Below are 15,516 nucleotides of genomic sequence, written 5' to 3'. Positions count from 1 at the left end.
CTCGGCTGGGGAGCCACCGACCGGGTACGGCAAAACATGCCGCACCTGTCAGTCTGCCCCGCTTTTCTGGTTACATTGAGTTCTCACGCCTTGCGGCATGACCTTATGGATTGCAGGGACACCCCACGCCTGTTGCGCAGTATCACCCACCGAGTTTGACATGGGCCGCCCCTCGCATCTTGCCGGGGGCAGCCCACGCTTCTTGCCGCACGGTTGCCCCTCGACTTTGATATGAAGACTAGGGGCAAAATGCTGAATTTAACGGGAGAAGTTACTGTATTTCGGGGACGGGAAATTTTACCAATTATATGTCAAATTGCCATACACACGACGTCCTTGCCCCAAATAGCAGACAGAATTGGAACACTGAGTTTCGTAATACGTATTGGCCAAATTGGACATTGCTAGTTGCGCGTTTAATCCCTTTAAAACAGAAAACGCCTGCCCAAAATCATAGTGCGCTCCGGCATCAAATAGAACATATGGTCGGGTTTTGAAAGATTCAACGCTATCTGCGTACGTAAATCCAGTGTACCTGGTGCCAAAATTAATACCAAATCCTTTTAATTTTCCAAAATGTATCGTGTAATCTACAAAGAATGAGAACATATTTCTTGGAACATACGGGACAGACATTCCTTCCTGAGAAACCGCCGTCCCATAGGAAGAGGACGTGTTAAGATCATATCTCTTAGCCGTTTTGTTCGTTTTGGCGTAACGTATATCAGTATAGCTATATGATGCGATTAATCGCAAATCTTTAGTAATGTTTGCATTTGCAGATAATTCAAATCCCTGAGATCTAACTCGTCCAGCATTTGTACTATAGCCGGTATGCGCAAGATCGCTAATAAGATAGTTATCTTCTTCGATATGGAAAGCCGCTGCTGTAAGGAGAATATCCTTATTCGGTACTTTATACTTCAACCCGGCTTCCATCTGTTTACCTGTTAACGGTGCAAATGGGTGCCCCTGATAATCGGTCTGACCAATCTGAGGGATGAAAGAAGTCGCGTAACTGAAGTATGGAGCAAGACCGAAATCAAAATTATATATAATTCCCGCCCGCCACGTAAATGCTGATTGAGGCTGAGGCTTATCAGTACTTAAGTAGTCCTGTGTTGTTTTGACGTTGTTTACATTCTGGTTTGAAGAGGTAGAATCACCTGTGTATTTCATGTTAACCCAATCCTGCCTTCCTCCCACAAGAATAGAAAGCCTTTTCCACTTTATCTGATCTTGAAAATATACTCCCTCTTGAAAATATTGAGTATTATATAAAGATCCCATTATCTGACAACCAGCATGAGCCCATGAGTAACAGGGTGTATAACTGTAGGAAGGATTATCTACGTTTACCGAAGGTGTGGTGGTATAATCATAGAGATAATGGGAATTATAATTATACTTCCTAAAATCCGACCCAATTACCCAAGTATTATTGACAGACTCAATGTTGAATTTTCCAAAAAACCTAGCATCCATTCCTATGGTTCTTGTGTTAGTGTAATAATCCATAGGCTGTAAAGGAACGATTGTTGGTTTCACAGCTCCAGTCTTTACGTAAGTCGTCTCCTGATGTCTATCACTATTTTCCCACCTGAAGTTTTGGCTAAAATTTATATATTTATTAAAACTATGCTTGAATTGATATTCAAACATAGCATCTTTGTCACCCATCTTGTTCCAGTTTGGCTCTCCAAAGAACGTGCTACGGGAGATTTGACCATAAGGGCCGGGAGATAAAGTTCCAATACGAGGATATTGGCTCGCAACACCTTCGCCCGGTGTATACATGTACATACCTAGAAGAGTTAAGGATGTATTCTTATCAATATCCCAGGTTATTGAAGGCATCACTCCCACACGGTGGTAATCGACATAATTTGTCTGAGTGCCTTGCGTGACTCCTATTGCGGCAATTCTATAGCGAACATTGCCTGATTTCGTTATTTTGTCACTAATATCGAAAGTTGCTTGATAGCGGCCGCAATTTCCAAACCCGATAGACACTTGCCTTAGAGGAGTATCTGTCGGCTTTTTGAGGCTCATTGCAAGCATGCCTCCTGGTGTAGTCTGACCATACATGACCGAAGCCGGCCCATTCACGACTTCAATGCGCTCCAGAAAAGCTGTCTCTCCCGCACTGACAGAATTTGTCATCAAACCATCGACAAATTGCGATGTACTGAAGCCCCGCTGTATAATACCCGTATCAGCACCATGTGCAGACCCGTTTCCATATGTTCCTTCACTCTCAGCCATTATTCCTGGAGAATAGCGGAGTGCCTGAGCTACATTTTGCGGCTGCTGATCTTGCATAAGCTGCTTCGTAACAACATAAATAGAGTTTGGTATTTCCATAATTGGCGTGTCGGTCTTAGTGCCCGCCATCGTGCTTGTGGCAACATACCCAACGCCAGGACCGGTCGGGTTTTCGTGAGCAACAGTTCCACCTACACGCACAGGACCGAGAGTGATGTTGGCTGAGGCTTTCGCAAGGACGACAGCACCCTTCCCTGATTGACGAAACGTCACCCCCGTCCCTGACAGAAGCCTTGACAGAGCAGTCATCGCATCGAAATCGCCAGAAATGCCGGGGGATATGATCCCCGCATCAATCGAGGCCGTATAAACCACCTGTATCCCGGTTCGGCGCGAAAATGCCTGCAATGCAGCGGAGAGTGGCTGGCGCGGAATATCGAGATGGATCGAAGGAATGGCGGCTTGTCCTTGCTGAGCAAAAGCGGGTGAGCCGCCCAGTGCGGAAAGCGACGTTCCCAGCGCCAGCATCATCGAGATGCCAAGGCGACGCCCAGTCGGAAGAACATGCGACAACGAAAAACCCTCCAAGAATGCGGCTCTCAAAACTGCAATTGCGAGGCGTTCTTACCTCTTGCACTCCTAAGACGCTTCTCGTGGGCCGCTTCCAAACCCCTACGGTACGTTTTTTTAGTTTTTTCTGCGCACGATGACGATGCCGCCCGGCAAACGATAGATACCTATGGACGTTCCAGACGCCAAAGCAGCCAGCGCATCGTCAGGCCTGCGTGCGTCCACCAGAGCCGTAACGGGAGGAAGGTCGTCGATATTGCCGATAATGAACGTTCTGCCGTCACGATATCTGGCAATCGTCTGGACTGCCGCTCGAACAGATACGGAAGTCAGCATAAGCTGACCATCCCGCCATGAGGCTACAGAATCAGGTGCAATGTCAGCCCCCCGTGAAACATGATCGCCACGCCACACGGCGCGCTGCCCAGCAGTCAGAATAACGGAAGAGCCGTTATCCCGAGAGGAAACGCGTACTGAACCGCTTTGCACGGAAGTTTCGACGCTTTCATCCGTCAAGCGCCGATCGATTTCGAATGCCGTTCCGATATCTTCGGCTACACTCCCCGCCGCCTCTACCCGGAACGGACGCTCTGCGTCATGCCTGACGTCGAACCAGGCACGCCCACGCAATAATGCGACAGTACGCGCCCCATGCTCATAATGCACGGCAATGGCTGAATCCGCATCAAGGACAACATGTGAACCATCAGACAAAACCACCTCCTCAATATGGTTCGTCGTCCAGTCGTCGGCGCGCAGACGCATGGTGATGTCGGGCACAACCAGCAGAAACGCAACACAGGCAGCAATGGCAGACACAGAAGCGACAACGACCCTGCGTCGCCGCTGTTTCATGCGCGCCACCTGAATGGAAATAGCAGTACTTGGAGCCAGATTATCCGCAATCAGGTTCAGGCTGCGCCATAGTTTTAGTTCATGTTGAAAAACTTCATGGTGCTTTTTATCCGTCACCCATTGCTTGTAGGCAGCCATCTCCTGTTCGGAAATATCGCCCGAAGCGAGACGCGCAATCCAATGGCGGGCCGCCTCTGTCGTCTCACGGTCATAGGATGCGTTGAAATCGGTCATGCCTGCTTTCGAAGCCGTTGATTATCTGCCCGGCAAGAAAGAGACGTTTCTCGAACCCGTATCCCTCACCCCTCTTGCAGAAAATATCAGCCGTCCCGCGCATCGCCAAGCTGAGCTATAGCGCGCTTCAGATGCTTATCGGCCGTCGTACGTGAAACGCCCATCGTTCTGGCGACGTCGCCCATCGACATCCCTTTGATACGATTAAGCCAGAAGATGGTACGAGTCGGTTCAGTCAGATTTTTGGCGGCGGCAATGACGCGCTCAAGCTCCTCTCGCGCAAGAAATGCTTTTTCGGCGTCCAGCGTATTGGTTTTGTCCCCATAGAGAATTGACCGTACTTCATCCTGCAAACGCTGGACGCGTGCATCGACACGGCCCTGATCAATTGCGAGATTAGAAGCGAGGCGAAACAGATACGCTTTGCCGTTATGGATCGGAGGATTTTCTGCGACTCTCTGAATACGAATCCAGAGGGTCTGGAGTAAATCGTCAGGCGCGACGTTGGTGCCCATCTTCTGAAAGAGACGTCCCAGAGCGTTACGCTCCGACACGAAAGCCTTGTTCAGTATGGATACGTTGTTCGACATCCCAGGTGTAGTTCCCCTGACTGGTCAGTCAGCCCCGATCGTTGATACATCAGGCGTTAATTGCGACCAATTATCATTTTCGTAGCGAACAACGTCAATCCAGACAAGGGGAACAGAAGCAGACCATGGAGCAGTTCAGCAGCAACGATCGCCCATCTGCCAAAAGCAGACGAGTGAACAGTCACACGTCGATGATGAGTGAATTATGATGGAAGTGGTTGCGGGGGCAGGATTGGCTCTCAAATTGCAGCACCGGCAAGTTGAGAATAAAGCGGGATTAATAGGCTGTTTTGATGCCCTTTTTTCTGCCTGCGCTTAACCCTCTCACTGAAATCAATAAGCCCCCTACCCTCGCCAAACGGATCGTTTAATTATTCAGAGCCATGTCCGCTTACGCCTGATTGTGTTGAAAAAGACGAGGCGGGAGGCGGGTAGGACGGCGCGATGAATGCCGCCTGATGCGCCCCTTCTCGATCAGGTTGGGAGAGCCGCTGATCTGAATGGGATCAGCTTTGCCAGCTTGCGGAGGTTCTGGGCTGTGGCGGCGAGGAGAAACTCGTCTTTGGCGCCGTTCGGTCCGCGCAATCGTAATCGATCGAGTTTCAGGATGCGTTTGAGATGCGCGAACAGCATCTCAATCTTCTTTCGCTGCCTGCATGACGTGAAATAGGCATCCGTCAATGCGAGGTCGCGTGCCATGTCGCGGGCGCCTTCATGGATGACCGCTATTGCAGTCTCAAGGTCAAGCGTACCTATCGTTTTAACGTGATCTTCGGTCGTCATGGACACCGATGAATTCGATCCGCTAGCGCGCGAGATCGCATGCCTTGGCCACCATCCGTTCCATCTTGTCCTTGTCAGCACCCTGGTAGCGCAGGGTGGTAAGACCAGCGAGATCGGAGGCAAGCTTCACCTTCGAGTCGGCTTCGACGAGGAGAAACGAACGTTCCTTGTCGATCCGTCCCACGGATATGCCATACTCGAAATGCACATTCGGTGGCCTGTCCCACCGCCAAGCCGCCGAACGGTTTGGTGTCAGTCCAGCCAGTGCGATCCGTTGGTGCACCCTGGCCCGAGAGACCGGCAGTGCCACACCGAAGCCGCGTGGCGGTGATCGCCTCTCAGGCCGGATCGAGGCACAGGCCGCGCGTATTCGCGCCCTGATCGACGAGAAGGATGACCTGACGCTGGTCAAAATTCGGGCGCAACTGGCTGAAGAAGGGCATCATTTCAGCGTTGGCACGCTATGGCGTTTCTTTGCCCGGCACTGGATCACATGGAAAAAAACCGCCCACGCAGCGGAGCAAGACCGACCGGACGTCCTGAATCCGGTGCGCAAGCATGCCAAGAACGAGATGTTGTCTCCCGTTGAGTTCGAGCAGCAGCAGATTTTGAATGCTCAAGGCGTCTAGAAATCTAGGGGCTACTCACTCGGTCGAAGAAGGGCTCGCGAGGCGAACGCATCGTGATCGAAACACCCGCCAGGATCAGAACGCCACCGACAAGATCGACCGAGGTGACAATGCCCCCCGAGAGCAGGGTCATGGCTGCGATGAACGGAACGGCGAGGTTCAACGCTTGGCCTGCGATGCCCGGCTCGACGATCTTCGTGCCGTAATTCCAGAACCAGAAGGCGACAGCGGACGGGAAAATGGCGATGTAGGCAAGAGACCAGCGGGCTGCGGCGGTCGTCGGCAGCGTGAGGCCGTTGAGGATAGTTAAAGGCACCATCGCAATGGTAAAGAATGTCATCTGAAGGGCGCAACTCGTTAAGGCCGGAAGCTCCACGCTTTTCTTGGCGGTGATAGTGTAAGCCGTCCAGCAGGAAATGGCCGCCAGCATCCACACATCGCCGATCGCGAATCCCTGGTTGAGAAGTATGCCGAGATTGCCTCCTGTCAGAACCCAGAGGACGCCGGCGAAAGCAACAATGATGCCACCGATCTTCATCGCCGTTAGCTTCTCCCCGAGGAAGATCATTGCAGCCACGACGATCAGGGCTGGGTTGAAGGCGTTGATCAAAGAAGCGTTCACCGCCGTCGTCGTGGAAAGCGCGCGGTAGAACATAAAGCTGTAGCCGGCGATTCCGAGCGCCGCAAGCACAGCGATCATCTTCCAGTGCTTCAGGACCCGCATCCAGTCAGGCTGCTCGACGAAGTGAGCAAGCAGGAGCATCGGCAGCACGGCCGTGCCCCACTTGATAAACATCAAGCTCATCAGCGGCATCGACGATGCTGCGAAGCCACCCAGCATGAAATTTCCGCTCCAGCAGAATTGTGCGCCGATCAGTGCGGCATATGCCAACCATTTCTTCTGCATATTCCACCTTTTTTCCGGTCGCGCGGATGCATCGGACTATACGAATCGTTTCTTTTACTTGAGGAGGTCGATGAAGAGTTCGGGGCGATTGTAGTGGCCCGCGAAATCGGCCACCATCTTCGGCACGATGACATCGCCGAGATCAATGTCGGCATAAAGGATCTGCTCTTCTGAGCCGGAACCATCGGCAATCTTGCGGCCGAGCGGGTCGAAGATAAGCGCACCCATCTTCTTCGCTCTCTCGTGCATTAGGTAGGTGCGGTCCTCGTCGCGAATCGCCGGAGACAACGTGTCGATATACTCCTGTGAGATGCGCGACACCGAACTCAATACGAAGCACTTCAGCGAATAGGCGAGGCCGGCGGACGCCGTGTGAATGACATGATGCATGGGTAAGAACGGACCAAAATAGAAGGGCCAAGAAGCCACATGGACAACAGGATAGCTCTTCGCCGCCGCGTACTGACCCAGCGGGTTGGAGTTCTCGCCGCAGATCAGCCCCGACACGACGCCAAAGTCGGTCTTGAAGGCATTGTAATACCCAGTCCTGCCAGGGCAATGCACCTGCCGCTCGCCAGTCGTCGGCACGTACTTCTGGTGTTTCCCCGCGATTCTACCGTCGCGGGTTATGTGGACGTGGGTGTTAAACATCGTGCCGGTCGATCCGTTGAGACGTTCGTTGATTCCGACGACCGCATTGATGTTCGCCCTGCCGCAGGCGTCCGCGATTGCTTCTATATGGCTTCCGGAAACCTCGACTGAGTTCAGAAACAGGCGTTTGTCGAGTTCACGAGCTAACTTCCCCTCGGGAAGATGCTCGTACCAGTTCACAAAAGTCGGGATAAACGCCTCGGGGAAGGCGATAAGATCGGCGTCGTTTCTGCCCGCTTCAGCGACTAGGTCGCACGAAAGCCGTGTTGTGGCGTCGAGATCGAGAAAGGCAGGTTCAGCCTGAACTACCGCTACCTTGATCTTCTTGAATTCCTGCCGTTCTGGTGAAGTCATCTTTTGTTCCATCCACACATGTAAATGATGCCGGGCGAACGACATTCGCCGACGCACGCCTTCTCGTTTCACCCGGAGCCAGTATTGGGCTTTCCGCTAACCCGACGGGTCAGCGTTCATTAACACTTATGGTAACCTTGCCACCAAAATGCAGCGCAATTATTCTATAACGGATTATTTTTTATAATAAATAAGACTTTTATGGAAAAAATTGAGCCATTTCGATTGTACACCTTGTTCATATCCATGCATACCATGTTGAAGTTTTTATAGAGTATATCGAAAAATCACGGTATAGTGAAATTCTGACAAACCAACCCGGATATCCGACATGAAAGCCCGCAGCGACGGCATACCCGACTTCGAGGAACTTCCAGGGAACATTTACTTCCGCCATCAGAACCTTGAGCCAGCCCTATGGGTGACCCACTCGCACCCGTGGGGACAGCTCAATTTTGTATCAAGGGGCACTCTCAACCTCGAAATCGACGGCCAGAAATTTTTATCACCCCCTCAATATGCCGTGTGGATACCTCCGTTTCGGGTGCATGCATCATGGAACTCCATGGCCGCGACCTATCGCACAGTCTACCTGTCGCAGGAATGTTCACGCGCAATGCCGGACCGGCCGAGAGCGCTCGCTATCGGCCCACTACTGAAGGCGATCCTCGACGAGTTCGCCCGGATCGACGTCAGATTACCCACGACGCCGCAGGAGGAGCGGATGGCGGCGGTGGCAATCGACCAGATCCAGTCTGCTTCAACGATGGACGTCTATCTTCCGTTCGCGTCGACGCCCTTCCTCCAGAACATCTTGGATGATACCAAGGCGAAGCTGCACAAGCAGAGGACGACTGAACAAGTCGCGCAGGAGTTCAACCTCACTACCCGGACGCTGGAGCGCCGCTGCAAGGCCGAACTCGGCGTCAGCTTCGGGGAATGGCGACAGCGTCTGAGATTCGCAATGGCACTCGATGCACTCGGAGAAGGCAGAACCGTCCAGCAGATATCCTATGACCTTGGCTATAGCTCTTCATCAGCGTTCATCAGCATGTTCCGCCGCCTTAGTGGGCAGACGCCGGAACAGTACCGGAAGACTCTCTGACGCCATCTTATACCAAAGGACGTAGCTACTGGCTCGTGTGTGAAGTGACGAATGGCTCGGGCACTGATTCTCTTGACGGGGGAAATCTGGCTGATAACGAGGGCGGTGAAGCTACGGAATGACTATTCGGCCTCTGACCTGAGGCGATTTGCAGCACGTAGTCGGCAGGCGAACGCTGCGCGCTGACTTTGGCCCTGGTGGCGATCTCGCACTGGACAAGGCGATCCTGCAGGAAGCGTCGCAACTGACTTTTTGAGCCCCTCCCGTCGCCGTTAGGCGATCGCACAGGTCCGTCGTACATTGGCGGCATCGGAGACGGCAGACCTGTCGGGTGCTCGGCCGGCACCGTTCGACACAGCGTCATCTGCCGAAGACGGCTATCGCCTCATCCATGCTCTTCTGGGGCGTGCTGGCTGGCAGGTCAGCCTGTCGGTGGTCGAGCGGATCTGGCGACGAAAGAGTCTCGAAGTTCCGAAGAGGCAACCGAAACGGCGTCGGCTATGGCTGGGCGATGGATCGTGCATCCGGCTGCGCCCACAGCATCGTGGGCACGTGTGGTCCTATGACTTCGTCGAAGATCGGACGCACAACGGCCGCAGATATCGGATGCTCAACATCATCGACGAGTTCAGCCGGGAATGTCTGGCAATGGTGCCGCTGCGGCGGTTCCGATCGAACGAAGTAATCGACGTGCTGGCCGATCTGTTCATCGAGCATGGGCCGCCTGGGCATATCCGATCGGATAACGTCCTATATCGGGAAGCATCCGGTCGATTTGGCAACACTTCTCCATCGGCAGTTTGCACTGTCGTTGAAAAATACTGCAAGCAAAAACCAGGTGGTCTCCACCGCAAAATAAGGGCGCTCCCGGCCATAGCAAACACAGGGTCCAGTGCGGCATGTTGGTGCCGTGGCCCTAACCGTCCTGAAGATAGGATGCGAAAACCCAGGTGGAAGACCCTAACATTATCTACAGGGTCGCAGATGCGCCCTCACGGCACCAATAGAGAGGGTTCCTCCACCTGGCACCGGCCCTTCGACGAAAGGCCGGTAATCGTCACCGCGTTTGATGATCGCGTGCACAACGCGCCCCATCTTTGCGGTGATGGCTGTGAACGCCTTGCGGCACAGGTCCGGATCATGCCGGTCCCTGGCAACATAGCGGTCGAACTTGTCACGGAAGCTGTTCTCACGCTGGCGAATGGCGACCTGTGCCGCCATCCACAGTGTCCGTCGCAGACGCGCGTTGCCGCGTTTGGACAGCTTGGTTTTGCCGCGGTATTGGCCTGACTGATAGGTTGACAGGTCAAGACCACAGAATTTCAGAAATTGCCGGTGATGACGAAATCGCCGGAGGTCCCCTGCCTCGGCAAGAATCGTCAGGGCATGGATTGGCCCGATCCCCGGCACCTGCTGCAAGCGTTGAAAGTCGCTGTGATCGCCGAGTAGGTCATGCACCCCAACAGAGACGATTCCGCCGCCTGCGAACAGGTGGTTCTCACCGGACAGATACGGGAAAACGGCTACATCGAGAGCCTCAATGCTCGTCTGCGAGACGAGTTCCTCGGTGGCGAGATCTTCTACAGCCTTGAGGAGGTAAGGATCATCACCGGCTGGTGGCGCGACCATTACAACCGGAGGCGCCCACACAGTAGCCCGCAATACCGCCCGCCAGCGCCAGAAACAATCACAATACCAGCCTCGCCGTTCGGTTCCGCTACGCTTCACCTCCCGGCCAGCCTGGCATCAAAAGCGCATATCAACTCACTTTGAAACCGGACTAGTCATCACAGGCAGCCCACCCTAAAGGCTGGCATTTTCGGGGAATGCTCGTTCCGCTCGAGAATGCTCCTGTTCGGAAGAGCACCAGCACGGGTTTGTCACCCTCAATGTGCCCTTATTCGGCCATGACCGAAACTCGCGATAAAAAGTCCAAATCTCACTATATACCGCGTACCAAAAATAAGCGAAAGCTGCTGTCCGTGGCCATGCAGAAGCTTTGTTTCTTTCATTTTGAGAACATTACGTATGGCATCGAAGCTAAAAACGGATTGTAATGAACAATGGCCGGCATTGATGCGAATCTATCCCCGCATGATCCCTTCCAACGCTATGCAATTTTCGCTCCACTTACGACCGTCCTGATCTGGTCGGGAAATGCCGTGGTCACGAAGATGGCGGCAGACGTCATTGCTCCGAGTTCCATCGCATTTTATCGTTGGCTTCTAGCATTATTGGTGATGACTCCGTTCGTCGGACCGACCGCTTGGGCGAACCGAAATGCGATGAAGCCACTCTGGAAGAAGATGACCTTACTAGGCTTCCTCGGCATGGTGGTCTACCAGTGCCTAGCTTATGTCGCAGCGGAAACCACGACAGCGATCAACATGGGCGTAATCCTTGCATTGATGCCATTATTTTCAACCTTGTTGGCAAGCGTGCTCGCCTCCGAAAAGTTGACGGTTGCGCGCATCATGGGCGGACTAATCTCGATTGCCGGTCTTCTCTACCTGACCTCGCGCGGCCACCTTAGTAATCTGGTAACCGGCGGCCTTCACATCGGCGACGCGATCATGCTGATTGCCGTCATAGCGAATGCACTTTATGGTGTTCTTGTCAAGCGCTGGGCGATCCCGCTTCCGATATGGCAATCGCTATTTTGGCAGATCCTAGCAGCCACGATCATCCTAATTCCGCTGTGGCTAATGGGGCCGGTTTCACCAATCACAGCCTCCAACCTACCATTGATCCTATTCGCCGCCATTCCGGCGTCGCTACTAGCCCCGCTCTTTTGGGTGATTGGTATTACCCGCCTTGGCGCAGCTCGCACGGCACTAACGATCAACGTGCTTCCGGTCGTAGTGGCGCTGCTGGCGTGGATGTTCCTGCAAGAGCGACTTCAAGGTTACCACTATATAGGCGGCGGCATTGCTCTTCTGGGCGTAATTGTAGGCTTGCGTGAGTGGAAAATTGGGCCCCCACGCAAAAGCGAGCCGGGGCCAGTCGCTTGGCCAGGTGAGGAGATCTGAATTGCCGTTGCGCGATCCACTGTGAGTGAACGTCGGAACGGACTCTCTCATCTAACAATAGAAAATGCGAAATTGACTGACTTAATTCGTGCAAAACTCAGTCAGATCCTACGAAATAGCATTCTTTACTTCTTTCACGATGCATATTCGCGAACGATAGGATCACAACGCATGGAAGGCATACCAAATTCTTCATCAATGCAAACATGGGAAAGATCAGAGAACTCGTTAACATGACACTTTGTGCGATCCATTCAAACAAGATTCTGTGCAATAAAAAGTGGACTATACCATACCGTATCCGTCATTATTCCTTTTTCTATATTGTTCCGCCTTCATAATATTACGTCAATGCAATATTGGCAGCATGCACTCGATTATTTTGTTTCCGTGTCTTTTTAATTTCGAGCTATAAACATTTCAAAGGACGCAAACAGATTATTTTTATTGACGAGTTTTGTAGATCCACATCAAGCGCGAAAGTTATCTTTTTGTGGCACTCCAGGAGGGAGCCGTCTAGTCGGGCAGTTTCCTCCGGGGTGTCGGTTCCGAACCATAAAACTACCCACGGGGGCACTCGATGTTATGCAACGGCCCATCAATCGTAGCGGCTTTTTTTTGCGCCTCTATCCCACAGAATGCGCCAACTTCTTCACCGCCGCTGGATATGAACCAGATTGAGAAGAAAACGCTCTAATCCACCAACTTGGGAACATCGCCTGCAAGCAAGCAGCCTCAACTCTGCGCAATTTTATTTTGTAGCTAATTGATGTGCTGACTGTATGCCGGTGAGCTGACCCTCTCTTGCCAATATATCCGTGCCAGAATTGCAACGGACACTGAAAATGGGTGAAATATGATGCATAGAAAGTTACTTGTTAGCCTTCTCGTCAGCACGGCATGTAACGGGACCTTCCACGCTCTTGCAGCTGAAGAAAAAACAACGCGCGACACAGTTGCTGGCCAACAGCATATGAAGATACCGAGACAGGTAACGTCGGCGCAGTCAGAAGCAATTAGCGTGATTGGAGCAGGGTCAACCAGACAGTTACAAAGAGTTTCTGAGAAGCAGTTTCAGATGTCGGTTCCTGGAACCAATCCGCTTAAAGTTCTAGGCCAGTTACCCGGAGTTGCATACAATTCGTCTGACCCACTTGGCACAGACCCGTGGTCTCAAAGCTTTTACATGCGTGGCTTCTCGCAAGACCAGCTTGGTTTCACTCTCGATGGGATATCACTCGGTAGTCAATCATATTATAGTTATAATGGCCTAAGTATCAACGAAGCGATATCGCCGGAAAATATTCAAGGGGCAAGTGTTTCGCAAGGAGCCGGTGGCTTGGACGTGGCCACGAGTTCCAATTTAGGGGGCACCGTCCAGTTCAGTTCACGCGATCCATCCGATAAAATGGGGGGAAAGATTGCTCAAACGTTCGGAAGCTACGATGCTTTTCGTACTTTCGTCCGGCTCGACAGCGGGGTACTCAACAAAAGCGGTACTAAATTTTATGTGTCATATGGACGTACATCTGAGGACAAGTGGAAGGGGGCCGGATCAAGCTTTATGCAGCAGGTAAACGCGAAACTTGTTCAACCATTCGGAAATTCGACGACGCTTACCGCATTCTTTGATTGGGACCAAAACCAGTCGGCGACTTACGCTGACATGTCATTGGAGATGATACATAAACTGGGGACGGGTGTAGATTATTATTATCCAAATTACGGTGCGGCTTACGATGCTGCACGTGGAAAATATCCCCCTGGGTTTTCCGGCTTGAGCGATCCCAAAGATGCGGCATATTATGATGGGCCTTCAATGTCCGAGAATTTTTTAGGTGGCTTGCATCTTGAGAGTAGGCTGTCAGAAAAATTGAAAATGACTACGAACTTCTACGCCCATGACAAAACATTCCTTGCGTGGTGGACTAATCCGTACGAGTCATCGCCTAGTGGTGCTCCGTTGGCGGAGCAGGTCGGTCGTAATTTTGTCCGACGATATGGGTTTACTGAGGATCTCACTTATCATCTTGCCCACCACCTGATTAATGCTGGTGTCTGGTATGAGAACAATTCGTACCAAACAGATCGTCTTTTTTACAATGAGCCTATTCTTGGCGAAGGGCAGCCTTTTAATCCCTATAATTATTCTGCGAATGCATTCGCGCGCCCATGGGGCCTCGCCTACAACACTAATACGTTTCAATTCCATCTCCAGGACACATACCGAGTATTGCCCAATCTATCTTTGCACGCCGGTTTTAAATCAATGATAATCGGAGCGAGGAGTCACGTGACTGCTAACGATATCGCGTATACTGGTGTCGACGATAGCCAGCGACCAAGTGGTAGTATGACCGCCTCTGACGCGTTTCTCCCGCAGTTCAGTGCAAACTGGAGATTTTTCCCTCATAACGAACTGTTTTTTGATATATCCAAGAATTTGCAGGCATTTCCTGAAGCTGGATATAACCAGTTTAGTCCGTGGGGGGTTGCTACGAAGTCCGAGTTCAAGCAAATCCAAAAAAACTTGAAGCCTGAAAAAGACTGGGTCTATGAGGTGGGATATCGATATAGCTCAACGCCTCTTACCGCTCTGTTAAGTCTTTATCGGACCGATTTTTCGAACAGGCTTCAGTCGGTCACAACGGGAAGCTTAGTCAACGTACAATCCACGTTACAGAACGTTGGTAGTGTTCAGTTGAACGGGGTGGACGCAACGCTGATACTGCGCCCCATAAAGGGGCTCTCCTTAACTAATAATATTAGCTACAACCACTCAGAGTTTGAGAACAATATAGTATCGGGAGGCACGACCTACCATCTAAAAGGGAAACTTGTACCGAACTTTCCTGAGCTGATGTACAAAGGGGCATTGGCATATGAGTGGCGCGGAATTAATGCACATATAGATACAATTTACATGGGAAACAGATATCTGAGCTACGTAAATGATACCGCAGTCGGTCATTATTGGCTCGAAAATTTTGGAGTTTCTTATACATTCTCGAAATTACACTTTGCAAAAGCGCTCAATGTCGCATTCAATATCTACAATCTTACCAATATCAAATACGTATCGACCATGGGGGAGTCAGGAAATCCGCTTAGTGGCGACTACCAGTCCCTGCAAATAGGAGCTCCGAGAACTTTTTATGGAACGGTGAGTGCAGATTTCTAACGGGGCCTGGGCACGATGATGATGGCTCTCGACGCAGTACAAATCAAAAGCAAGGAAGGACACACAATGGCAAGCAAGATGCGGCAAATAGCACTCGATGAGCATTGGCTCAGGGTTTTGAGGACTATGCAAAGGTTTTTACCAAAAATGTCACTTGTGGCACAGCGAGTGAGATTTTATCCCGCGCTTGAAGAGCTTGGCGAGGATGCCGTGATGTTCTCGGTAGATTATCCGTGCGAATCTGCGAATATAGCGCCTGAATTTATTGAGACAGCAAACATTCCTGAAGAGGTTCGTGCAAAGGTCTGCTTCTCGAACGCCTCAAAATTATTGAGGCTTGAAAAAATGCTTTGATTGCATATT

Annotated in this window: 11 protein-coding genes and 4 pseudogenes; 7 read left to right on the top strand and 8 right to left on the bottom strand. The window is 51.6% G+C overall.

What is annotated here, in order from left to right:
* Nucleotides 1-297: 297 nt before the first annotated feature.
* The 5 genes and pseudogenes from C7453_RS03830 to C7453_RS18875 form a co-directional block, all read right to left on the bottom strand.
* Nucleotides 298-2,838, bottom strand: a complete 2,541-nt coding sequence (locus C7453_RS03830; RefSeq protein WP_245948765.1) for a TonB-dependent siderophore receptor — start codon at nucleotides 2,836-2,838, stop codon at nucleotides 298-300.
* 114 nt (nucleotides 2,839-2,952) lie between these two features.
* Nucleotides 2,953-3,924 carry a FecR family protein gene (locus tag C7453_RS03825; RefSeq protein ID WP_114726226.1) on the bottom strand — a complete coding sequence of 324 codons (972 nt, stop codon included), beginning with the start codon at nucleotides 3,922-3,924 and terminating at the stop codon, nucleotides 2,953-2,955.
* 86 nt (nucleotides 3,925-4,010) lie between these two features.
* Nucleotides 4,011-4,514 carry an RNA polymerase sigma factor gene (locus C7453_RS03820; RefSeq protein WP_114726225.1) on the bottom strand — a complete coding sequence of 168 codons (504 nt, stop codon included), beginning with the start codon at nucleotides 4,512-4,514 and terminating at the stop codon, nucleotides 4,011-4,013.
* 474 nt (nucleotides 4,515-4,988) lie between these two features.
* Nucleotides 4,989-5,234: pseudogene (locus C7453_RS03815) on the bottom strand (transposase); the annotation flags it as partial.
* An 85-nt stretch (nucleotides 5,235-5,319) separates the two neighbouring features.
* On the bottom strand, nucleotides 5,320-5,481 hold the full coding sequence (locus C7453_RS18875; RefSeq protein ID WP_170143112.1) for a hypothetical protein: 162 nt from the start codon (nucleotides 5,479-5,481) through the stop codon (nucleotides 5,320-5,322).
* Here C7453_RS18875 and C7453_RS18870 point away from each other — a divergent pair.
* Complete coding sequence (locus tag C7453_RS18870) at nucleotides 5,465-5,926, top strand: transposase (RefSeq protein ID WP_170143105.1); 462 nt, start codon at nucleotides 5,465-5,467, stop codon at nucleotides 5,924-5,926. The two genes, C7453_RS18875 and C7453_RS18870, sit on opposite strands and share 17 nt — an antisense overlap.
* Nucleotides 5,927-5,930: 4 nt before the next feature.
* On the opposite strand, the gene C7453_RS03805 is transcribed toward C7453_RS18870, so the two are convergent.
* Nucleotides 5,931-6,833, bottom strand: coding sequence for a DMT family transporter (locus C7453_RS03805; protein ID WP_114726223.1), 903 nt, complete (start codon nucleotides 6,831-6,833; stop codon nucleotides 5,931-5,933).
* 54 nt (nucleotides 6,834-6,887) lie between these two features.
* The gene (locus C7453_RS03800) at nucleotides 6,888-7,838 is read right to left on the bottom strand and encodes a nitrilase-related carbon-nitrogen hydrolase (protein ID WP_114726644.1); all 951 of its coding nucleotides are present in this window, start codon (nucleotides 7,836-7,838) and stop codon (nucleotides 6,888-6,890) included.
* Between the two features lie 331 nt (nucleotides 7,839-8,169).
* Here C7453_RS03800 and C7453_RS03795 point away from each other — a divergent pair, with 331 nt between their 5' ends.
* Complete coding sequence (locus C7453_RS03795) at nucleotides 8,170-8,943, top strand: AraC family transcriptional regulator (RefSeq protein WP_114726222.1); 774 nt, start codon at nucleotides 8,170-8,172, stop codon at nucleotides 8,941-8,943.
* 202 nt (nucleotides 8,944-9,145) lie between these two features.
* Nucleotides 9,146-9,690 (top strand): annotated as a pseudogene (locus C7453_RS19285) (DDE-type integrase/transposase/recombinase); the annotation flags it as partial.
* A gap of 219 nt (nucleotides 9,691-9,909) precedes the next feature.
* Here C7453_RS19285 and C7453_RS03785 read toward each other — a convergent pair.
* A pseudogene (locus C7453_RS03785) lies at nucleotides 9,910-10,392 on the bottom strand (transposase); the annotation flags it as partial.
* A gap of 66 nt (nucleotides 10,393-10,458) precedes the next feature.
* On the opposite strand from C7453_RS03785, the pseudogene C7453_RS03780 reads away from it, so the two are divergent.
* From C7453_RS03780 to C7453_RS03765, 4 genes and pseudogenes are all read left to right on the top strand, one after another.
* Nucleotides 10,459-10,716 (top strand): annotated as a pseudogene (locus tag C7453_RS03780) (integrase core domain-containing protein); the annotation flags it as partial.
* Nucleotides 10,717-11,006: 290 nt separating this feature from the next.
* Entirely contained in the window at nucleotides 11,007-11,972 is a 966-nt protein-coding gene (locus tag C7453_RS03775) for a DMT family transporter (RefSeq protein ID WP_114726219.1), read from the top strand.
* A gap of 856 nt (nucleotides 11,973-12,828) precedes the next feature.
* Nucleotides 12,829-15,153, top strand: coding sequence for a TonB-dependent receptor (locus C7453_RS03770; protein ID WP_245948764.1), 2,325 nt, complete (start codon nucleotides 12,829-12,831; stop codon nucleotides 15,151-15,153).
* A gap of 15 nt (nucleotides 15,154-15,168) precedes the next feature.
* A complete protein-coding gene (locus C7453_RS03765) occupies nucleotides 15,169-15,507 on the top strand; it encodes an amidohydrolase family protein (RefSeq protein ID WP_114726218.1) in 339 nt (112 codons plus the stop codon).
* The last annotated feature ends 9 nt before the right edge of the window (nucleotides 15,508-15,516 follow it).

It is taken from the genome of Gluconacetobacter liquefaciens, from assembly GCF_003350405.1.
In the GTDB taxonomy this organism is placed as follows: Bacteria; Pseudomonadota; Alphaproteobacteria; order Acetobacterales; family Acetobacteraceae; genus Gluconacetobacter; species Gluconacetobacter liquefaciens.
Note: the sequence above shows the minus strand (reverse complement) of the source record. Positions and strands in the feature narration are given on the sequence as shown.